Source organism: Kitasatospora putterlickiae (genome assembly GCF_039527695.1).
GTDB classification, from domain to species: Bacteria; Actinomycetota; Actinomycetes; order Streptomycetales; family Streptomycetaceae; genus Kitasatospora; species Kitasatospora putterlickiae.
In genome coordinates, this window is the sequence record NZ_BAAAKJ010000002.1 from 9,507 (window position 1) to 29,654 (window position 20,148).

The following is a 20,148-nucleotide window of genomic DNA, read 5'->3' on the forward strand; positions in this document are numbered from 1 at the left end:
GCCGTCCGTTCCGGCGCCGCCTACAGCGTGCCCGGGCGCACCAGGCCGCTCTCGTAGGCGTACACCGCCGCCTGCACCCGGTCGCGCAGCTGCAGCTTGGTCAGCACATGGCCGACGTGCGTCTTCACCGTCGTCTCGCTGACGAACAGCTCCGCCGCGATCTCCGCGTTCGACAGCCCGCGCGCCACCAGCTTCAGCACCTCCAGCTCTCGCTCGGTCAGCGCGTTCAGCGCCTGCGGCGGCGCCTCCTCGCCCGACGGCAGCTTGGTGGCGTACATGTCCAGCAGTCGCCGGGTGATCGACGGCGCCAGCATCGCCGCGCCGTCCGCCACCACCCGGATCGCCTGCACCAGCTCCTCGGCCGGCACGTCCTTCAGCAGGAAGCCGCTCGCCCCCGCGCGCAGCGCCTCCACCACGTACTCGTCCAGGTCGAAGGTGGTCAGCACCAGCACCTTCGCCGGACCGTCCCGCCCCGGCCCGGCGATCCGGCGGGTCGCCTCCACGCCGTCCATCCGCGGCATCCGGATGTCCATCAGCACCACATCGGGCTGCAGCGCCCGCACCTGGTCCAGCGCCTGCTGGCCGTCGCCGGCCTCACCGACCACCACCAGGTCGGACTCGGCCTCCAGGATCATCCGGAAACCGGTGCGCAGCAGCGGCTGGTCGTCGACCAGCAGCACTCGGATCGTCACCTAGGACTCCTCGCTCATGGGATCCCCCGTGGGATCGCCCTCGTCGGACGTACGCGCCAGTGGCAGCGGGTACGGCGGGGGCGTGCCGCCGAACTCCGGGCAGCTGGCCTGGTGGTCGCACCAGTCGCAGAGCCGGTTGCGGGTCGCCGGGAAGTCGCCGGTCGCGACCGCCAGACCGATCCGCTCCCACAGCGCCAGCAGCTTGCGCTCCACCGCGAGCAGGTCCGCCTCGTCCGGGTCGTAGCTGACCACGTCCCCGCCGCCGCCCAGGTAGACCAGCTGCAGCCGCTTGGGGATCACGCCCTTCCAGCGCCAGACCACCAGCGCGTAGAACTTCATCTGGAACATCGCCTTGCCCTCGAAATCCCGCGAGGGCGCCCGGCCGGTCTTGTAGTCCACCAGCCGGACCTCACCGGTCGGCGCGACGTCCACCCGGTCGATGTAACCGCGCAGCAGCAGCCCCGACTCCAGCGCCGTCTCCACGTAGAGCTCGCGCTCCACCGGGTGCAGCCGGGTCGGGTCCTCCAGCCGGAACCACTGGCCGACCAGCTTCTCCGCGTCCGCCAGCCAGCGGGTCAGCGCCGCGCCGTCCGGGTCCTCCGGGAACAGCCCGGCCAGCTCCGGGCGCTCGCCCAGCAGCCGCTCCCACTGCGGGCGCAGCAGCCCCAGCGCCCGCTCCGGCGTCCGGTCGGCCGCCGGGGAGTCGAACAGCCGCTCCAGCACCGCGTGCACCAGGGTGCCCCGGGTGGCCGCCGGGCTCGGCGGCTCCGGCAGCCGGTCGATCACCCGCAGCCGGTACAGCAGCGGGCAGGTGAGGAAGTCGCCCGCGCGCGACGGGGACAGCCCGGTCGGGGCCGCCGCGGGACGGGGTCCGGCCACGGCGGGGCCACTGGTCTCGGTCTGCTGCATACCCCAGACCCTATTGCCCCGCGCTGTCATCCCGCTGCCACGGTGCTGCCGCAAAGCGGCCGCCACTGGGTATGAAGGCAGTGGGAAGGCGAGGGGCGGGCGCCGACCACCCGCCCCGATCACGTAGCGTGGGCGCACCGGCGCGCGGCGCACGCCGGGGGCGACCGACGAAGGGAACACGGTGAGCGACTCCAGGGGGCGACAGACCTCCGACCAGCCACCGCACGGCGGCGGCACCCGGCCCGCACCGCCCCGCGAGCCGGAGCCCCGGGGCGGCATCCTGATGGGCCGGCCCTTCGGCGTGCCGATCTACGTCACCCCGTCCTGGTTCATCATCGCGGCCCTCATCACCTGGGTCTTCGGCGGCCAGCTCGACCGGGTGCTGCCCGAGCTCGGCGCCGCCCGCTACCTGGTCGCGTTCTCCTTCGCGGTCGCCTTCTACGGCTCGGTGCTGGTCCACGAGCTGGCCCACACCCTGGTCGCGCTGCGCTACAAACTCGGGGTGCGCCGCATCCAGCTCCAGTTCTTCGGCGGCGTCTCGGAGATCGAGAAGGAGGCCGAACGTCCCTGGCGCGAGTTCTGGCTGGCCTTCGTCGGCCCGCTGCTCTCGCTCGTCCTCGGCGGGGTCTTCTACCTCGCGCTGCAGGCCGTCGAGCTCTCCACCGTCCCCGGGGTGCTGCTCACCGGCCTGATGGTCTCCAACCTCGTGGTCGCCGCCTTCAACCTGCTGCCCGGTCTGCCGCTGGACGGCGGCCGGATGCTGCGCGCCGTCGTCTGGGCCGCCACCGGCCGGCCGATGGCCGGCACCGTCGCCGCCGCCTGGGCCGGGCGGGCGCTGGCCGTCGCCGTCCTGGTCGGCCTGCCGCTGATCAGCTCCGCCCGCGCCCTCGACCGCAGCCGCACCGACACCCTGGTCGACGCGGTGCTCGCCGCCGTGCTCGCCGCGATCATCTGGAACGGCGCCACCGGCGCGCTGCGCAACGCCCGGCTCAAGGAGGTGCTGCCCGGCCTGCGGCTGCGCGACCTCGCCCGCCGGGCCGTCGAGGTCACCGCCGACACCCCGCTAGGCGAGGCCATGCGGCGCGCCCACGAGGCGCAGGCCGGCGCCGTCGTCGTGGTGGACGGCCGGGGCGAGCCGATCGCCATCGTCCGGGAGTCCGCCGTCCGCTCCGTCCCCGAGCACCGCCGCCCCTGGGTCGCCGTCGGTCCGCTCGCCCGCGACCTCGAACCCGGGCTGCGGCTCTCCGCCGACCTGGCCGGCGAGGACCTGCTGCGCGCCGTGCGGGCCACCCCCGCCGGCGAGTACCTGGTCGTCGAGGAGGACGGCCGCACGTACGGGGTCGCCTCGCTCACCGACATCGAACAGCGGCTGACCGCCGCCGTCGCCGGGCGCTGAAAGGATCACCTGGTAAGCCGGACGGTCCGCTTCCCTTAGGATTGTCCGCATGTCCGAACCGACCGGTGCCGCCCGCCGACGAGGGCCCTTCCAGGTCGGGGACCAGGTCCAGCTGACCGACCCCAAGGGCCGCCACTACACGTTCACGCTCCAGGCCGGGAACCAGTTCCACACCCACAAGGGTGCGTTCCCCCACGACGAGCTGATCGGCGCCCCCGAGGGCACGGTCGTGCGCACCACGGGGAACGTCCCGTACCTCGCGCTGCGCCCCCTGCTCCCCGACTACGTCCTGTCCATGCCGCGTGGCGCGGCCGTGATCTACCCCAAGGACGCGGGGCAGATCCTGGCCATGGCCGACATCTTCGCCGGCGCCCGCGTGGTCGAGGCCGGCGTCGGCTCCGGCGCGCTCTCCACCTACCTGCTGCGCGCCGTCGGCGACACCGGCACGCTCGCCTCCTACGAGCGCCGCCAGGACTTCGCCGACATCGCCAAGGGCAACGTCGAGCGCTACTTCGGCGGGCCGCACCCGGCGTGGAAGCTCACCGTCGGCGACCTCCAGGACAACCTGGTCGAGACCGACGTCGACCGCGTCATCCTCGACATGCTCGCCCCCTGGGAGTGCCTGGACGTCGCCTCCAAGGCGCTCGTGCCCGGCGGCCTCATCTGCTGCTACGTGGCCACCACCACGCAGATGTCCAAGACCGTCGAGGCGCTGCGCGAGCACGGCACCTTCACCGAGCCGCAGGCCTGGGAGACCATGGTCCGCACCTGGCACCTGGAGGGCCTCGCGGTCCGCCCGGACCACCGGATGATCGGCCACACCGGCTTCCTGCTCACCTCCCGCCGGCTCGCCGACGGCGTCGAGCCGCCGCTGCGCCGCCGCCGCCCGGCCAAGGGCGCCTACGGCGAGGACTACGACAACGGGACGCCCGAGCCGACCCTGCAGGAGCGCGCGGCCGCCCGGGCCGCCACCCGCGCCGCGGACCAGGTCGACCTCGGCTGAGACACCTTCCGGAGGGGTGGTGCGGCACCGCCGTACCACCCCTTCCGCGTACCCGCGCACCCCGCCACCGCACGGTCCCCGTGGTGTGGGACGATGCTCGCTCACACAGACCACTGGAGGGGACGCCTGGTGGAGACCGCGGTCGGCACGACGGCTGGACGGCAGAGCGGTACGGGGCGCACCGCCCCCTGGCACTGGGCCGTGACGGTGGCCGGCTGCGCCGCCGTGGTGGCCGCCGCGCTCACCGCCGGCCCCGCGAGCGGCACCCCCGGGCCCGCGCGGCCCACCCCCAAGGCCCTCCCCGCGGCCGCCGCCCCCGACCCGGCGAAGGCCGAACTCCCGCTCGACTGCGGGCCGTTCCCGGTGGCCGTGACGGTCAGCTTCGCCGCCGACCTCGGCGACGGCCGCCCCGGCACCGTCGCCGCCGCGCACTGCGCCGCCGAGAACGGCACCCCGCCCGACGCCGTCTACCTGCTCGGCCCCGGCACCGACGGGCGCCCCGCCGTGCTGGCCACCCTGGTCTCCGAGCGCGAGAACCTCACCGTCAGCCGCCTGGCGCTGCGCTCCGACGGCGCCATCACCGCCCACGCGCGGGGCTACTCCGGCGACGACGTGCCGCGGTTCGCGCCCGACATCTCCGTCGACCTCACCTGGACGCGCGAGGGCGGCGGCTGGGACCGCACCCAGACCGCCGCCCCGCTCAGCCTCACGTAACTCGCCCGCTCGCCTCCGGGCGCTCGAACCCGGTGCCTCGCCCGCTCGCCTCCAGGTGCCTTACTCGGCGTCAGGTCCGTACACCTCGACGCCGTCCGCGGCCCGGCGGACGTGGATGCAGTCGCCCGGGCAGTCCTTCACCGAGTCCACCACGTCCTGAAGCAGCGTCAGCGGAACCGGCACCGTCTCGCCGGGCTGCTGGCGCAACTCGTCGTCCTCGCCCTTCACATAGGCGAGGCCGTCGATGTCCAGCTCGAAGACCTCCGGCGCGTACTGCGCGCAGATTCCGTCGCCGGTGCACAGATCCTGGTCGATCCACACCTCCAGCGGCTCCGCAGCCGCCGTCGACTCGCTCACCGACATGATGATTGTCCGCCGTTTCTGTCCCGGGACGCCCCGTGCTGAGGCATTCCCGCCATTCGTACAACGATCGGACCCCGTGCGTCGGTCGCGATCGGATATCGACTCGATCGACGATACATCTGGTCCGCTTTGGCCGGTGCGCGGTGGGTATCCCCCTAGCAGAGGGGAAGCACGCGAGGGCGAAGATCGGACACGCCCGTTCCATCTTTCTTGATCTAGGGGTTTACGGACCCCTGGTCCCAGGTAGGGTCTGGAAGCGTCCAGCTCCCCGGAGGAGGTGAGGACCGTGGCAGCCCACGATGACGACTACAACCGCAGCACCGGCAGGCCCGCTCGTGGTTCCGACGAGGCCGCTCAGGTCTCGTACCTTGAGCAGGAAATCGCCGTGCTGCGCCGCAAGCTCGCCGACTCGCCGCGCAATTCGAGGATCCTCGAAGAGCGGATCGTCGAGCTCCAGACCAACCTGGCCGGCGTGACCGCCCAGAACGAACGGCTCGCCTCCACCCTGCGTGAGGCCCGCGACCAGATCGTGGCCCTCAAGGAGGAAGTGGACCGGCTGGCACAGCCCCCGGCCGGATTCGGCGTCTTCCTCAGCTCCAACGAGGACGGCACCGCCGACATCTTCACCGGGGGCCGCAAGCTCCGCGTGAACGTCAGCCCCAACGTCGACCTCGACGAGCTGCGGCGCGGCCAGGAGGTGATGCTCAACGAGGCCCTCAACATCGTGGACGCGATGGCCTTCGAGCGCATCGGCGACCTCGTCACCCTCAAGGAGGTCCTGGAGGACGGCGAGCGGGCCCTGGTCGTCGGCCACACCGACGAGGAGCGGGTGGTCCGCCTCGCCGAACCGCTGCGCGAGATCACCCTCCGGGCGGGGGACGCCCTGTTGCTGGAACCGCGTTCCGGCTACGTGTACGAGGTCGTGCCGAAGGCCGAGGTCGAGGAGCTGGTCCTCGAAGAGGTCCCGGACATCGACTACCGCCAGATCGGTGGCCTGGCCAACCAGATCGAGCTGATCCGCGACGCGGTCGAACTGCCCTACCTGCACGCCGAGCTCTTCAAGGAGTACGAGCTGCGTCCGCCCAAGGGCGTGCTGCTCTACGGCCCGCCCGGCTGCGGCAAGACGCTGATCGCCAAGGCCGTGGCGAACTCGCTGGCCAAGAAGGTCGCCGAGGTCACCGGCCGGCCCCAGGGGAAGAGCTACTTCCTCAACATCAAGGGCCCGGAGCTGCTCAACAAGTACGTCGGCGAGACCGAGCGGCAGATCCGCCTGGTCTTCCAGCGGGCCCGGGAGAAGGCCGGCGAGGGCACCCCCGTGATCGTCTTCTTCGACGAGATGGAGTCGCTCTTCCGCACCCGCGGCTCGGGCGTCAGCTCGGACGTCGAGAACACCATCGTCCCCCAGCTGCTCGCCGAGATCGACGGCGTGGAGGGCCTGGAGAACGTCATCGTCATCGGCGCCTCGAACCGCGAGGACATGATCGACCCGGCGATCCTGCGGCCCGGCCGCCTGGACGTCAAGATCAAGATCGAGCGCCCGGACGCCGAGGCGGCCAAGGACATCTTCTCCAAGTACCTCAAGGACTCGCTGCCCTTCCACCCGGACGACGTCAAGGAGCACGACGGCTCCGTCGAGGCCACGGTGGCCGCGATGATCCAGTCGGTGGTGGAGCGGATGTACTCCGAGACCGAGGAGAACCGCTTCCTGGAGGTCACCTACGCCAACGGTGACAAGGAGGTCCTGTACTTCAAGGACTTCAACTCCGGCGCGATGATCCAGAACATCGTCGACCGGGCCAAGAAGATGGCCATCAAGGACTACCTCGACCACGGCCAGCGCGGCCTGCGGGTCTCCCACCTGCTCAACGCCTGCGTGGACGAGTTCAAGGAGAACGAGGACCTGCCGAACACCACCAACCCGGACGACTGGGCCCGGATCTCCGGCAAGAAGGGCGAGCGGATCGTCTTCATCCGCACCCTGGTCACGGGGAAGCAGGGCGCCGAGTCCGGCCGCTCCATCGACACTGTCGCCAACACCGGGCAGTACCTGTAACCGACCCGCTCCGGGCCTCCCGGAACGCACGCACACCGTCCGGCTGTGGCGCCTCGCGGCCCCGCAGCCGGACGGCGCGTCTCGGGGCCCGCCGGTCGGTACGGCGTTCTAGGCTCGACCCACCGTTCGCGGGCAGACGGCCGGCGTCGGTGTTGTTCAGCGGTACGTCAGCGTGGACCGCCCGCCGGGGGCGGCCCACCGGGCAAGGAGGGCCGCATGACCGTACGGCGCGTGATGGGCATCGAGACCGAGTACGGGATCTCCGTGCCCGGGCACCCCAACGCCAACGCCATGCTCACCTCGTCCCAGATCGTCAACGCGTACGCGGCGGCGATGCACCGGGCACGGCGGGCCCGCTGGGACTTCGAGGAGGAGAATCCGCTGCGCGACGCCCGTGGCTTCGACCTCGCGCGGGACGTCGCCGACGCCAGCCAGCTGACCGACGAGGACATCGGCCTCGCCAACGTCATCCTCACCAACGGCGCGCGGTTCTACGTGGACCACGCGCACCCCGAGTACAGCTCGCCCGAGGTGACCAACCCGCGCGACGCCGTGCTCTGGGACAAGGCCGGCGAACGGATCATGGCGGCCGCCGCACAGCGCGCGCTGGAGCTGCCCAACGGGCAGAACATCCACCTGTACAAGAACAACACCGACAACAAGGGCGCCTCCTACGGCACCCACGAGAACTACCTGATGAAGCGGGCGACCCCGTTCGCCGACATCGTCCGCCACCTCACCCCGTTCTTCGTCTCCCGCCAGGTGGTCACCGGGGCCGGCCGGGTCGGCATCGGGCAGGACGGCTCCGCGCACGGCTTCCAGATCAGCCAGCGCGCCGACTTCTTCGAGGTCGAGGTCGGTCTGGAGACCACCCTCAAACGGCCGATCATCAACACCCGGGACGAACCGCACGCCGACGCCGAGAAGTACCGCCGGCTGCACGTGATCATCGGGGACGCCAACCTCTCCGAGATCTCCACCTACCTCAAGCTCGGCACCACCTCGCTGGTCCTCGCCATGATCGAGGACGCCTTCATCACCTCCGACCTGGCCGTCGACCAGCCGGTGCGCACCCTGCACCGGATCTCCCACGACCCCACCCTGAAGCACCTGGTCACGCTGCGCAGCGGCCGCCGGCTCACCGCCGTCCAGCTCCAGCTGGAGTACTTCGAGCTGGCCCGCAAGTACGTCGAGGACCGCTTCGGCACCGACGCCGACGAGCAGACCGTGGACGTGCTGGCCCGCTGGGAGGACGTGCTGGGCCGTCTGGAGCGCGATCCGATGTCGCTCTCCCGCCAGCTGGACTGGATCGCCAAGCGGGAGATCCTGGAGGGCTACCGCAGCCGGGACGCCCTGGAGTGGGACAACCCGCGGCTGCAGCTGGTCGACCTCCAGTACAGCGACGTACGGCCCGAGAAGGGCCTCTACAACCGCCTGGTGGCCCGTGGACGCTTCGACCGGCTGGTGACCGAGGAGGAGGTCGTCAGGGCCGTCGCCAAGCCCCCGGAGGACACCCGGGCGTACTTCCGCGGGCGCTGCCTGGAGCAGTACGCGGAGCACGTCGCGGCGGCCTCCTGGGACTCGGTGATCTTCGACCTGCCGGGCCGGGACTCGCTCCAGCGGGTGCCCACCCTGGAGCCGCTGCGCGGCACCCGGAACCACGTCAAGGAACTGCTGGACCGCTGCCGCACCGCGGAGGACCTGCTCCGGGTGCTCTCCGGCGGGTAGCCCGGTAACTTTCCGATCACCACGGGTGAACGCCGGACAAAGGGGAATCATCCGGGGGGACGGCGGGCGTTGGACAGGAAGCGCCACCGGCAAACCGGAAGCGGGTTGCCGCACCTTGTGTATAGGGTCGATGCGGCAAGCAACGACCAAACCGTGCCAGACGATCGAGCATCGAGCGGGGTGAGGTAAATGGCGAGCAAGGACACCGGCGGCGGCCAGCAGCGGGCGAACCGCTCCTCCGAGGAGGTCGAGGAGCAGGCCGCGGAAGCGCAGAATTCGGACGACCTCAAGGAACGCCAGGAAAAGCTGAGCGACGACGTCGACGCGGTTCTGGACGAAATCGACGAGGTCCTGGAATCGAACGCCGAGGATTTCGTGCGGCAGTTCGTGCAAAAGGGCGGACAGTAATCCCGGTCGCAATCCGGGCGGTCGCCCGGCGGCATTCCGGGAATTCGCGGTTGCGACCGATGACGGCGGACGGGCGGCGGGAGCCGTCCGTCCGCCCGGTCCGGCCCTCCGCCGTGCTGGACAGTGATCGTTCGGCCGGTAGGGTGCGGGCAGCGCGCGCTTCAAACTACCTGGAAGGAATCGTGTGGAAGCCAACACTCGTGGCACCGGGCGTCTACCGGCTGCCTTCCTGACCCCGGGGTCCTCGTCGTTCCTCGACTTCCTGGAGGCCCACCGCCCCGAGCTGATCCCCGGCCGGCGCCGCCTGCCCGAGGGCGTCATCGAGGCCCCGCACGGCACGACCATCGTGGCCGCGGTCTTCGACGGCGGCGTGGTCCTGGCCGGCGACCGCCGCGCGACCATGGGCAACGTGATCGCCCAGCGGGACATGGAGAAGGTCTTCCCGGCCGACGAGTACAGCGCGGTCGGCGTCGCCGGCACCGCCGGCCTCGCGATCGAGATGGTCCGGATGTTCCAGCTGGAGCTGGAGCACTACGAGAAGATCGAGGGCACCGTGCTCTCCCTGGAGGGCAAGGCCAACCGGCTCACCACCATGATCCGGGGCAACCTCGGCATGGCGATGCAGGGCCTCGCGGTGGTCCCGATGTTCGCCGGCTACGACCTCGACCTCGGTCGCGGCCGGATCTTCACCTACGACGTCACCGGCGGCCGCTCCGAGGAGCGCGGCTTCGCCGCCACCGGTTCCGGCTCGGTCTTCGCCCGCGGCTCGATGAAGAAGCTCCACCGCGACGACCTGAGCGGCCAGCAGGCCGCCACCATGGTCGTCCAGGCCCTCTACGACGCGGCCGACGACGACTCCGCCACCGGCGGCCCCGACCTCGCCCGCAAGATCTTCCCGATCGTCTCGCTGATCACCGAGGACGGCTTCCGCCGGCTCACCGAGGCCGAGGTCGCCGAGATCGCCGTCTCCATCACCGACCAGCGCCTGGCCCACCCCAACGGGCCGCAGGCCCCGCTGCTCTAGCCATCAACTGAGGAAGGAAGGGGCCGCCGGTGTCGACACCGTTCTACGTCTCCCCCCAGCAGGCCATGGCGGACCGCGCGGAGTACGCCCGCAAGGGCATCGCGCGCGGTCGCAGCGTGGTCGTGCTCACCTACGCCGACGGCGTCGTCTTCGTCGCCGAGAACACCTCCCGGGCGCTGCACAAGGTGTCCGAGATCTACGACAAGATCGCCTTCGCGGCGGTCGGCCGGTACAACGAGTTCGAGAACCTGCGCATCGGCGGCGTCCGCTACGCCGACCTGCGCGGTTACACCTACGACCGGGCCGACGTCACCGCCCGGGGCCTGGCCAACGTCTACGCCCAGACGCTCGGCACCATCTTCTCCTCGGTCGGCGAGAAGCCCTACGAGGTCGAGCTGATCGTCGCCGAGGTCGGCCGCACCGGCGACGACGACCAGATCTACCGGCTCACCCCGGACGGCTCGGTCGTCGACGAGAAGAACTACGTGGTGGTCGGCGGCAACGCCGACTCGATCGGCAACTACCTCGGCCAGCGGCACCGCGCGGGCCTCTCGCTCACCGAGGCGGTCAAGCTCGCCGTGGACTCGCTCGCCCGCGACCCCAACGGCGGCAGCCCGCGCACCCTCACCCCCGACCAGCTGGAGGTGGCGGTCCTGGACCGCCAGCGCTTCCAGCAGCGCAAGTTCAAGCGGATCCTGGGCGGTCAGCTCGCCCGGCTGCTCGACGGCGACGAGTCCGCCGAGTCGGACGACTCCGACGACACGGGCGGCTCGAACGGCACGAGCGGCTCGAACGGAACGAACGGGACGGAGGAGCCGGCGGCCACCCCGCCCGGCGACTCCGACCAGTAGTGCCCCACGGGGTCCCGGACGGCGGCCGGCGACGGCGGCCGGACGGGACCCCGGTGCCCCTGCGGCGGCCGGACGGGCTTTCGCGGAGGCGGTTTCGGACAGCTCCCACCAGAGAAGGGATGGCCCATGGACCGCCGAATTTTCGGGCTGGAGAACGAGTACGGCGTCACCTGCACGTTCCGCGGGCAGCGCAGGCTGTCCCCGGACGAGGTCGCCCGCTACCTCTTCCGCCGCGTGGTCTCCTGGGGCCGCAGCAGCAACGTCTTCCTGCGCAACGGCGCCCGCCTGTACCTCGACGTGGGCTCCCACCCCGAGTACGCCACCCCCGAGTGCGACGACGTCGTCGAGCTGGTGACGCACGACAAGGCGGGCGAACGCATCCTCGAAGGCCTGCTGGTCGACGCCGAGCGCCGGCTGCACGAGGAGGGCATCGCCGGGGACGTCTACCTCTTCAAGAACAACACCGACTCCGCCGGCAACTCCTACGGCTGCCACGAGAACTACCTGGTGGCCCGGCACGGCGAGTTCTCCCGGCTGGCCGACGTGCTCATCCCGTTCCTGGTCACCCGGCAGCTGATCTGCGGGGCCGGCAAGGTGCTGCAGACCCCGCGCGGCGCGGTCTACTGCGTCAGCCAGCGCGCCGAGCACATCTGGGAGGGCGTCAGCTCGGCGACCACCCGCTCCCGGCCGATCATCAACACCCGCGACGAGCCGCACGCCGACGCCGAGCGCTACCGCCGGCTGCACGTCATCGTCGGCGACTCCAACATGTCGGAGACCACCACCCTGCTCAAGGTGGGCTCCACCGACCTGGTGCTGCGGCTCATCGAGGCCGGCGTGGTGATGCGCGACCTCACCCTGGAGAACCCGATCCGGGCGATCCGCGAGGTCAGCCACGACCTCACCGGCACCCACCAGGTCCGGCTCGCCAACGGCCGGGAGGCCAGCGCGCTCGACATCCAGGAGGAGTACTACACCAAGGCCCTGGAGTTCGCCGACCGCAAGGGCATCAACACCGGCACCATCGCCCGGGTCCTCGACCTGTGGGGCCGCACCCTGGAGGCGGTCAAGACCGAGCGCCTCGACGGGGTCGCCACCGAGATCGACTGGATCATGAAGTACAAGCTCATCGAGCGCTACCGCGAGAAGCACCAGATGAGCATGAGCAACCCCCGGGTCGCCCAGATCGACCTCGCCTACCACGACATCCACCGCCGCCGCGGCCTGTTCTACCTGCTCCAGGCCAAGAACCAGGCGCTTCGGGTGACCACCGACCTCAAGACCTTCGAGGCCAAGTCGATCCCGCCGCAGACCACCCGGGCCCGGCTGCGCGGGGACTTCATCCGCCGGGCGCAGGAGCAGCGCCGTGACTTCACCGTCGACTGGGTGCACCTCAAGCTGAACGACCAGGCCCAGCGCACCGTGCTGTGCAAGGACCCGTTCCGGTCCGTCGACGAGCGGGTGGAGAAGCTGATCGCCGGCATGTGACCGGCGCGCGGGCGGGGGAGCGGCGCACGGGCCGGGTCCCCCGTCGGTGTGATCTTCACGGTGTCCGGTCCCGGTGGTGCCTACCGGGACCGGGCACCGTCTGCGCATACGCTGTCCGTCGAGTCCGGAGCCGGAGTCCGGAGAGCCGACTTTGACCGACAGTTAGGAACGCCGTGCGCCGCACCGCCGGGTTGCTTCTCACCCTGCCCCTGCTGCTGGCGGTGGCCTGCAGCAGCTCCACCAAACCCGCCGGCGAGGCCACGCCCACGGCGTCGCCGACCGCCGCGCCCACCGTGCCCACCCCGGTGAACGAGGCCTCGCCGATGCCGACGCTGTCCGGCGGGGGCTTCGGGAGCAAGGCCACCATCACCATCCCCGAGGGCCAGCAGCCCAGCGGGCAGTTCGTGGTGAACACCGTCAGCGAGGGGGACCGCCCGGCGGTCAACAAGGGCGACTGGGTGACGGTCAACTACACCGCCAAGGACTGGACCACCGGCAAGGACCTGCCCAGCTCCTACGACTCCGGCGGCAAGCCGCAGCTCTACCAGGCGGGCAGCGGGCAGCTGGTGCCGGCCTTCGACCAGAGCGTGATCGGCAAGAAGGTCGGCAGCCGGCTGCTGGTGGTCGCCCCGCCCGCCGCCGCGTTCGGCACCCAGGGCTCCACCCAGCTGGGCGTCGGCCCCGGCGACACCGTGGTCTTCGTGCTCGACATCGTGGAGAGCCTGGCGCCGGACTCCACGCTCTCCGGCACCATGACCCCGCCACCGGCGAACCTGCCGCAGGTCAAGGACAACGGCAAGGCCGCCGTCACCATCACCGTGCCGGCCGGACAGGCCCCGCCGGCCGACCTCCAGCAGGCCGTGCTGATCAAGGGCGAGGGCAAGCAGGTCAAGTCCGGACAGACCCTGGTCGTGCAGTACACCGGGGTGCTGTGGAGCAACGGCCAGCAGTTCGACTCCTCGTGGAGCCACGGCGGCGCCCAGGCGCTGCAGATCGGCACCGGCAGCGTCATCGAGGGCTGGGACAAGGGACTGGTCGGCCAGAACGTCGGCAGCCGGGTGCTGCTCGTGGTGCCGCCGGCGCTCGGCTACAAGGACCAGGCGCAGGGCGCCGTGCCGGCGAACTCGACCCTGGTGTTCGTGGTGGACATCCTGGAGGCCGTGTAGCACCCGGCCGATCCGCGGAGTTCCCCCGGGAGATCCTTTGCACGGGCTGGTTCGAGTGCGGGGGGATTCCGTACGCTTGGGCGGGCGCTCGCACGGGCAAGCGCCCGCCCTCATCCTGACCTGTCATACTGCCCTCGCACTGTGGTAGGCGCCGCCGGCGCCCGGGGTCCGGGCGGGCAGTGCGGCAGCACCCCGGCGCCACCACGCCGGCCGTAGACCTCGAAGACCTCGTGGCGAGATGGATGGGGAGTCATGTCTGAGAAAGCGTCGAGCCCGGGCGGGTCCGGCACCGCGCAGGGTAACTCCGCCGGAGACCCGGCCGATTCGCGACCCGGTGGCCCGCTCCCGGGCGACGGCGAGTCGATCGTCGTCCCCCCGGCGATCCTGCGTCAGCAGGCCGGCTGGGGAGGATCCGGGGAGGCACCGCGGACCACGCGGACGAAGACCGAGGACGCCCCGCAGATCTTCGCCTCGACCGTCCGCCGTCAGGACACCTCGGAGGCCGGCTACGACGAGAACCCGGGCAGCGTCGGCAGGCTCGGCGTGATCCTCGGCACGGTCCTGGGCGTCCTGCTCATCGGCAGCGCCGTCACCCTGTACCTGGTGAACAAGGACGACTCGTCCGACGAGGCCGCGGCCAAGCCGGACGCCGCCCAGTCCGCCCCGGCCACGCCGACCCCCGATCCCGTCCCGCCGATCAAGGACAGTGCCAAGGTGCTGCCCAACGTCACCGGCGACTTCGGCACCAAGGCCACCATCGAGGTGCCCGCCGAGCAGGCCGACGGCACCTTCGTGGTCAAGGTCCTCTCCGAGGGCAACGGCCCCAAGGTCGAGAAGAACTCCTGGACCTCGGTCGACTACACCGGCAAGGACTGGAACACCGGCAAGGACATCCCCTCCTCGTACGACGAGAAGGGCAAGCCGCAGATCTTCCAGGCCGGCACCGACGCGCTCATCCCGGCGCTGGACCAGGCCGTCGTCGGCAAGAAGGCCGGCTCCCGGCTGCTCGTCGTCGCCCCGCCGGCCGCCGCCTTCGGCGCCCAGGGCAACCCGAGCATGTCGATCGGGGCGCAGGACAACCTGATCTTCGTCATCGACATCCGCAACAGCAACGCCCCCGACGCCGTCGTCAGCGGCACCGTGACCCCGCCGCCCGCGGACTTCCCGCAGGTCAAGGACAACGGCAAGAAGCCCGCCGACATCACCCCGGTGCCCGGCGCGGCCGACCCGACCGAGCTCAAGAGCCACGTCCTGATCAAGGGCGACGGCCGCAAGGTCGAGAAGGGCGAGAAGATCCTCGTCCAGTACACCGGCGCCCTGTACAAGGACGGCAAGGTCTTCGACTCCTCGCTCAGCAAGGGCCAGGCGTTCTCCTTCCCGCTCGGCGGCGGCCAGGTCATCGCCGGCTGGGACCAGGGCCTGGAGGGCCAGACCATCGGCAGCCGCGTCGAGCTGGTCATCCCGGCCTCGCTCGGCTACAAGGACCAGGCCCAGGGCGACATCCCGCCGAACTCCACGCTGGTCTTCGTCGTCGACATCCTCGACGCCGGTCAGGGCTGAGGTCGGGGCTGATCCACTTTCGGGTGACAATGGTGTGCGTGTGACCTTCGGGCCCGGCCGCGTGGCCGGGCCCGGACGGGCGGCGGGCGCCCGTACCGTGGTCCGGGAACGGACCGGGGTGCGGGCGCCCGCCGCTTGGTCATGGACCGAACCAACCGTGAGATGAGGCACTAGTGAGCAAGCCCGAGATCGACTTCCCGGTCGGCGACCCGCCGGCCGAGCTCAAGATCCGCGACATCACCGTCGGCACCGGCGAGGAGGCCAAGCCCGGCCAGGTCGTCGAGGTCCACTACGTCGGCGTGACCTACGCGACCGGCGAGGAGTTCGACGCCAGCTGGAACCGCGGCTCCACCTTCAAGTTCCCGCTCGGCGGCGGCCGGGTCATCAAGGGCTGGGACCAGGGCGTCGCCGGCATGAAGGTCGGCGGCCGCCGCGAGCTGGTCATCCCGCCGCACCTGGCCTACGGCAACCAGTCGCCCAGCCCGCTCATCCCGGCCGGCTCGACCCTGATCTTCGTGGTCGACCTGATCTCCGTCTGAGCGGACTGATCACCTGGGCCGCACCCCGTTCGCGGGGTGCCGCCGCCCCGGAGGCGAGCGGGTGGGTCACGGCCCCCGCCCCGAGCGCAGGGGTCGGAGCGCCCTGGAGGCGAGCGGGCGACCAGCACAGCGGACTCGGCTTTTGCAGCGCGTACCGCTACCGGTACGGTCGGTCCCGCCGGGTCCATGACGCCCCGGCGGGCGCACCCCGCGCGCTGCGCGGCACACCGGAAGGGTCACCGATGGCGATCGCCAAGGCGGAGCGGCTGATGAATCTCGCCCTGTGCCTGATGAACACCCGACGCCCGCTCTCCAAGAAGGAGCTGCGGGAGTCCATCGAGGCCTACCGCGAAGCCTGGCAGAACAGCAGCGAGGAAGCCTTCAACCGGATGTTCGAGCGGGACAAGGACGACCTGCGCGAACTCGGACTGGTCATCGACGTCGACGAGAACGCCCTCGACGGCGAGCTCGGCTACCTCGCCCGCGCCGACCGCAACCGCCTGCCGGAGATCGCCCTCGACGCCGAGGAGGCCGCCGCGCTCACGCTGGCCGCCCGGGTCTGGCAGCAGGCCAAGATGAGCGGCGCAGCCAGCGGCGCCCTCCAGAAGCTCCGCGCCGCCGGCGTCCCGTTCAGCGAGACCGAGCGCCGCCCCGCCCTCGAACCGCGCATCCCCGCCCGCGAGGCCGCCTTCGAGCCGCTGCTCACCGCCGCCCGCGACCGCCGTCCGGTCACCTTCGAGTACCGCAAGGCCGGCGCCGCCGCCGTCGAGCAGCGCACCGTCGAACCCTGGGCCCTGGAGTGCTGGCGCGGCCACTGGTACCTGGCCGGCTGGGACCGCGACCGCGAGGACGCCCGGGTCTTCCGGCTCAGCCGGATCACCGGCAAGGTGCGGGCCCGCTCCGGCGCCTTCCTCGGCACCGTGCCCGAGCACGTCGACGTCCGGGCCACCGTGGCCAAGTTCGCCGGCGAGGGCGCCACCGCGACCGCCGTGGTCCGGGTCCGGCGCGGCGCCGGCTTCCCGCTGCGCACCAAGGCGCTCGCCACCCGGCGGGCCGACGACAGCTGGGACGAGCTGGAGATCCCGTACGGCAACGGGCTCGGCGCCGACCTCGCCGAGTTCGGGCCGGACGTGCTGGTGGTCGGCCCCGAGGAGCTGCGGGCCGATGTCGTCGACCGGCTGCGCGCGGTGGCCGGCACTGTGGTGGAGGGTGTGCGGGCATGAGCGAGCGAAGCGAGCGAATCATCGGAAGGTGCGTATTGTGCGAAGCGCCTGCCGAGCGTAGCGAGGTGGACGCATGAGTAACGCGATTGACCAGACTCGGCGGATGCTCTCGCTGGTCACCTACCTGCGCGAGCGCCCCGGCGCCGAGGTGGCCGAGGTGGCCCGTGCCTTCGGCATCAGCGAGCGCGAACTGATCGGCGACCTCAACGTCCTGCCGATGTGCGGCACCAGCTTCCGCGGCGGCGACCTGCTCGACATCGACACCGACGGCGAGCGGATCTGGTGGCACAACGTCGACGACGTCGCCCAGCCGCTGCGGCTGGCCGCCGACGAGGCGACCGCGCTGCTGGTCGCCGCCCGCGCTGTCGCCGGCCTGCCCGGCCTGCGGGCCGGCGACCGGGAGGCGCTCACCCGGGCCGTCGCCAAGATCGAGAACGCGGCGGGGGAGAGCGCCGAGGGCAGCGCCAGGGTCGGCGTCACCTTCGAGGCCGAGAGTCACGTCTTCGCCGACATCGACCGCGCCCTCAGCGAGGGCCTCCGGCTCTGGCTGCGCTACTACTCGCACGGCCGCGGCGGCATGACCGAGCGCGAGGTCGACCCGATCCGGCTGCTCACCGAGGGCCACACCTACCTGGAGGCCTGGTGCCGGACCTCCGAGGACCACCGGATGTTCCGGCTCGACCGGGTCGCCGAGATCAGGGTGCTGGACGTCCCCGCCGACCCGCCCAAGCGCGAGCCGCGCGACCTCTCCGGCGGGCTGGTCAACCCCTCCGCCGACGACCCCGAGGTGGTCGTCGAGGTCTCCTCCGGCGGCCGCTGGGTCGCCGAGTACTACACCCACGACCGGGCCGAGGAACTGCCCGACGGCGGACTGCGGATCACCCTGCGCAGCGCCGACCCCTCCCAGCTGCGCCCGCTGGCGCTGCGGCTGGGCCGTGACGGGCGGATCGTCTCGCCGCCGGAGCTGGTGGAGCAGGCGCGTGCGGCGGCGCTGGAGGCGCTGGCGCACTACGGGGAGGGGCTGGTCTGAGCCGTGGAGCCCGGTACCAGATTCAAGGTGTACTGCTCGGAGTGCCGGGAGAAGGTGGAGCTGCCGGTCGAGTCGTTCCGCCTGACCTTCGGCCGCACGGCGGCACAGGCGCACTACAGCTTCGGGTGCCCGCTGTGCGGGGCGGCGGTGCGCAAGCCCGCCGGGGAGAAGATCGTCGCGGCGCTGACCGGGGCCGGGGTGCGGACCATGCGGCTGGTGCCGGCCGAGGGGTGAGCGGGGGCCGATAGGGTGGAGCCCATGTCCTGGATGCCCGTCGCCGCCGTCCTCCTCGCCACCGCCGGCCTGCTGGTGCTCGGCGTCCTCGCGGTCCGGCTCTGGCTGGACGTGCGGGCGCTGGCTAAGGGCGTGGACGCCGCCTCCCGGGCGCTGGCCGAGGCGGCCGGGGACCTCGCGGCCTCGGCGCCGGGCCGCTGAGGCGCACCCGCGACCGCCGGGGACCTGCCGGGAACGTCGAACGGTGGGTACCGGGGGCTGCTGCTCGGAGGCAGGAGCGCGTTACGCTCTCAGTTGGCTCCTGAGCGCGAACGGGGGCCGCTGTCCTGTTCGGGCGGCCGTCGTCAGAGCGTCACCCGCAGCGGTTACCATCCCCGCAGCGGGCGGCCGGCGGCGCCGCCAAGACTGAAGGTGGTCGAGCATGCGGGTCTCGTTCACCGCGATCCTCCTGGTCGCGGTCATTGCCATTGTGCTTTTCGGTGCCAAGCGGCTGCCGGAACTGGCGCGTTCGCTCGGCCAGTCGGCACGGATCCTCAAGAGTGAGGCCAAGGCGATGCGCACCGACGGAAAGGCCGACGCCGCGGCTCCGCCCGACCCGGCGGTGGCCGACGGCGCCGCGGCGAAGACCATCCAGTCCGCCCCGGGTGCGTCCGGGACCGCCCGCCCGGTGAACGAGCAGTCCGCTCCCGACGGCGGGGCGCGCTGAACGCGCGGCACGCGCGACCACTGGAGGCCCGTCGACCGGCGGGCCTCGACGCACGAGTTGAGGACCGGGGTTGAGCAAGCTCACCAAGGCGTCGAAGGCGCCCAAGGATCCCGAGGGACGGATGGCCCTCGCCGACCACCTGCGCGAACTGCGGAACCGCGTGGTCAAGTCGGTCCTGGCGATCGTGGTGTTCACGATCATCGCGCTGATCTTCCACAAGCAGATCGAGACGCTGCTGCTCAAACCGATCCAGCGGTGCACGCCGGAGTTCCTCGCGGCGCCCACGGGCCGCTGTGCGGAGGTCTCGACCATCGGTCTGACCGCGGGCTTCAACTGGATGCTCAAGGTCGCCCTGACGGCCGGTGTGGTGGCCACGGTCCCGGTCTGGCTGTACCAGCTGTGGGCCTTCGTGGCGCCCGGCCTGCACAAGCACGAGCGCAAGTACACGGTCATCTTCATGACCTGCGGCGCGCCGCTGTTCCTGGCCGGTGTGGGGCTGGCCATCATGCTGCTGCCGCTGACGGTCGACGTGCTGCTCTCGTTCACCCCGGAGGACACCACACCGATCCTGCCGCCCGCGGACTACTTCGACATCGCCACCCGGCTGGTGCTGGTCTTCGGTCTGGCCTTCGAGTTCCCGCTGTTGCTGATCATGCTGAACATGGCCGGCATCGTCACCGGCAAGCGACTGCTGGGCTGGTGGCGCGGCATGGTGATGGGCATCACCGTGTTCGCCGCCTTCGCGACGCCCAGCGCCGACCCGCTCAGCATGCTGGCGCTGGCCGCGCCGATCTGGGGGCTGTACTTCGTCGCGGTCGGCGTGGCGGTGCTGAACGACCGGCGCAAGGCCCGGCGCAACCCGGACCTCGCGCTGAGCGACGAGGAGGCCTCGGACGTCGACCTCTCGGTCGCGCCGGTCGCCGGGGCCGAGGCGATCGAGGCCTCGGGCACGCCGAGCGCCTCCGCCCAGGTGCCGGCCGCCCGCCACGAGCAGATGGACGACATCACCTGAGCCGGCCGACCTGAGATCCGCGAGCCCCGGCCCGCCGCCCCGAAGCGGC

21 protein-coding genes and 1 pseudogene are annotated in these 20,148 nt (G+C 71.6%); 19 read left to right on the forward strand and 3 right to left on the reverse strand.

Annotated features, from left to right (window positions below):
* Nucleotides 1-20: 20 nt before the first annotated feature.
* Both ABD308_RS00105 and ABD308_RS00110 read right to left on the reverse strand, forming a co-directional pair.
* The gene (locus ABD308_RS00105) at nt 21-692 is read right to left on the reverse strand and encodes a response regulator (RefSeq protein WP_148647703.1); all 672 of its coding nucleotides are present in this window, start codon (nt 690-692) and stop codon (nt 21-23) included.
* The gene (locus tag ABD308_RS00110) at nt 693-1,601 is read right to left on the reverse strand and encodes a RecB family exonuclease (RefSeq protein WP_344321766.1); all 909 of its coding nucleotides are present in this window, start codon (nt 1,599-1,601) and stop codon (nt 693-695) included.
* A gap of 181 nt (nt 1,602-1,782) precedes the next feature.
* On the opposite strand from ABD308_RS00110, the gene ABD308_RS00115 reads away from it, so the two are divergent.
* From ABD308_RS00115 to ABD308_RS00125, 3 genes are all read left to right on the forward strand, one after another.
* Nucleotides 1,783-2,997: a site-2 protease family protein gene (locus tag ABD308_RS00115; RefSeq protein ID WP_344321774.1), complete on the forward strand. Its 1,215-nt coding sequence runs from the start codon at nt 1,783-1,785 to the stop codon at nt 2,995-2,997.
* A gap of 49 nt (nt 2,998-3,046) precedes the next feature.
* Nucleotides 3,047-4,000 (forward strand): tRNA (adenine-N1)-methyltransferase, encoded by a 954-nt coding sequence (locus ABD308_RS00120; RefSeq protein ID WP_344321781.1) that lies wholly within the window; start codon nt 3,047-3,049, stop codon nt 3,998-4,000.
* Nucleotides 4,001-4,093: 93 nt separating this feature from the next.
* Nucleotides 4,094-4,714, forward strand: a complete 621-nt coding sequence (locus ABD308_RS00125) for a hypothetical protein (RefSeq protein ID WP_344321789.1) — start codon at nt 4,094-4,096, stop codon at nt 4,712-4,714.
* Nucleotides 4,715-4,774: 60 nt separating this feature from the next.
* Here ABD308_RS00125 and ABD308_RS00130 read toward each other — a convergent pair whose 3' ends face one another.
* Complete coding sequence (locus tag ABD308_RS00130; RefSeq protein ID WP_344321798.1) at nt 4,775-5,077, reverse strand: ferredoxin; 303 nt, start codon at nt 5,075-5,077, stop codon at nt 4,775-4,777.
* Nucleotides 5,078-5,363: 286 nt separating this feature from the next.
* On the opposite strand from ABD308_RS00130, the gene arc reads away from it, so the two are divergent.
* The 16 genes and pseudogenes from arc (at nt 5,364) to tatC (ending at nt 20,099) form a co-directional block, all read left to right on the forward strand.
* Nucleotides 5,364-7,130, forward strand: coding sequence for a proteasome ATPase (gene arc / locus ABD308_RS00135; protein ID WP_344321806.1), 1,767 nt, complete (start codon nt 5,364-5,366; stop codon nt 7,128-7,130).
* Nucleotides 7,131-7,346: 216 nt separating this feature from the next.
* Nucleotides 7,347-8,858, forward strand: coding sequence for a depupylase/deamidase Dop (gene dop / locus ABD308_RS00140; protein ID WP_344321814.1), 1,512 nt, complete (start codon nt 7,347-7,349; stop codon nt 8,856-8,858).
* A gap of 189 nt (nt 8,859-9,047) precedes the next feature.
* Nucleotides 9,048-9,266, forward strand: coding sequence for a ubiquitin-like protein Pup (locus ABD308_RS00145; RefSeq protein WP_344321819.1), 219 nt, complete (start codon nt 9,048-9,050; stop codon nt 9,264-9,266).
* A 155-nt stretch (nt 9,267-9,421) separates the two neighbouring features.
* A pseudogene (locus ABD308_RS00150) lies at nt 9,422-9,499 on the forward strand (endonuclease VII domain-containing protein); the annotation flags it as partial.
* A complete protein-coding gene (gene prcB / locus ABD308_RS00155) occupies nt 9,496-10,290 on the forward strand; it encodes a proteasome subunit beta (RefSeq protein WP_344322200.1) in 795 nt (264 codons plus the stop codon). The pseudogene ABD308_RS00150 and the gene prcB, both read left to right, overlap by 4 nt.
* A gap of 29 nt (nt 10,291-10,319) precedes the next feature.
* Complete coding sequence (gene prcA / locus ABD308_RS00160) at nt 10,320-11,141, forward strand: proteasome subunit alpha (protein WP_344321835.1); 822 nt, start codon at nt 10,320-10,322, stop codon at nt 11,139-11,141.
* A 126-nt stretch (nt 11,142-11,267) separates the two neighbouring features.
* Nucleotides 11,268-12,629, forward strand: coding sequence for a Pup--protein ligase (gene pafA, locus ABD308_RS00165; protein ID WP_344321842.1), 1,362 nt, complete (start codon nt 11,268-11,270; stop codon nt 12,627-12,629).
* A 173-nt stretch (nt 12,630-12,802) separates the two neighbouring features.
* Entirely contained in the window at nt 12,803-13,795 is a 993-nt protein-coding gene (locus tag ABD308_RS00170) for an FKBP-type peptidyl-prolyl cis-trans isomerase (protein WP_344321848.1), read from the forward strand.
* Between the two features lie 252 nt (nt 13,796-14,047).
* On the forward strand, nt 14,048-15,355 hold the full coding sequence (locus tag ABD308_RS00175; protein WP_344321855.1) for an FKBP-type peptidyl-prolyl cis-trans isomerase: 1,308 nt from the start codon (nt 14,048-14,050) through the stop codon (nt 15,353-15,355).
* Nucleotides 15,356-15,528: 173 nt separating this feature from the next.
* Entirely contained in the window at nt 15,529-15,894 is a 366-nt protein-coding gene (locus tag ABD308_RS00180) for an FKBP-type peptidyl-prolyl cis-trans isomerase (protein WP_344321862.1), read from the forward strand.
* A 242-nt stretch (nt 15,895-16,136) separates the two neighbouring features.
* Complete coding sequence (locus ABD308_RS00185; protein WP_344321870.1) at nt 16,137-17,117, forward strand: helix-turn-helix transcriptional regulator; 981 nt, start codon at nt 16,137-16,139, stop codon at nt 17,115-17,117.
* A gap of 73 nt (nt 17,118-17,190) precedes the next feature.
* Nucleotides 17,191-18,147 (forward strand): helix-turn-helix transcriptional regulator, encoded by a 957-nt coding sequence (locus tag ABD308_RS00190; protein WP_344321877.1) that lies wholly within the window; start codon nt 17,191-17,193, stop codon nt 18,145-18,147.
* 27 nt (nt 18,148-18,174) lie between these two features.
* Nucleotides 18,175-18,381 carry a hypothetical protein gene (locus ABD308_RS00195; protein ID WP_344321883.1) on the forward strand — a complete coding sequence of 69 codons (207 nt, stop codon included), beginning with the start codon at nt 18,175-18,177 and terminating at the stop codon, nt 18,379-18,381.
* Between the two features lie 24 nt (nt 18,382-18,405).
* Entirely contained in the window at nt 18,406-18,582 is a 177-nt protein-coding gene (locus ABD308_RS00200) for a hypothetical protein (protein ID WP_344321889.1), read from the forward strand.
* 220 nt (nt 18,583-18,802) lie between these two features.
* Nucleotides 18,803-19,087: a Sec-independent protein translocase subunit TatA gene (gene tatA, locus ABD308_RS00205; RefSeq protein ID WP_344321896.1), complete on the forward strand. Its 285-nt coding sequence runs from the start codon at nt 18,803-18,805 to the stop codon at nt 19,085-19,087.
* A 121-nt stretch (nt 19,088-19,208) separates the two neighbouring features.
* A complete protein-coding gene (gene tatC, locus ABD308_RS00210; RefSeq protein WP_425554656.1) occupies nt 19,209-20,099 on the forward strand; it encodes a twin-arginine translocase subunit TatC in 891 nt (296 codons plus the stop codon).
* Nucleotides 20,100-20,148: the final 49 nt, after the last annotated feature.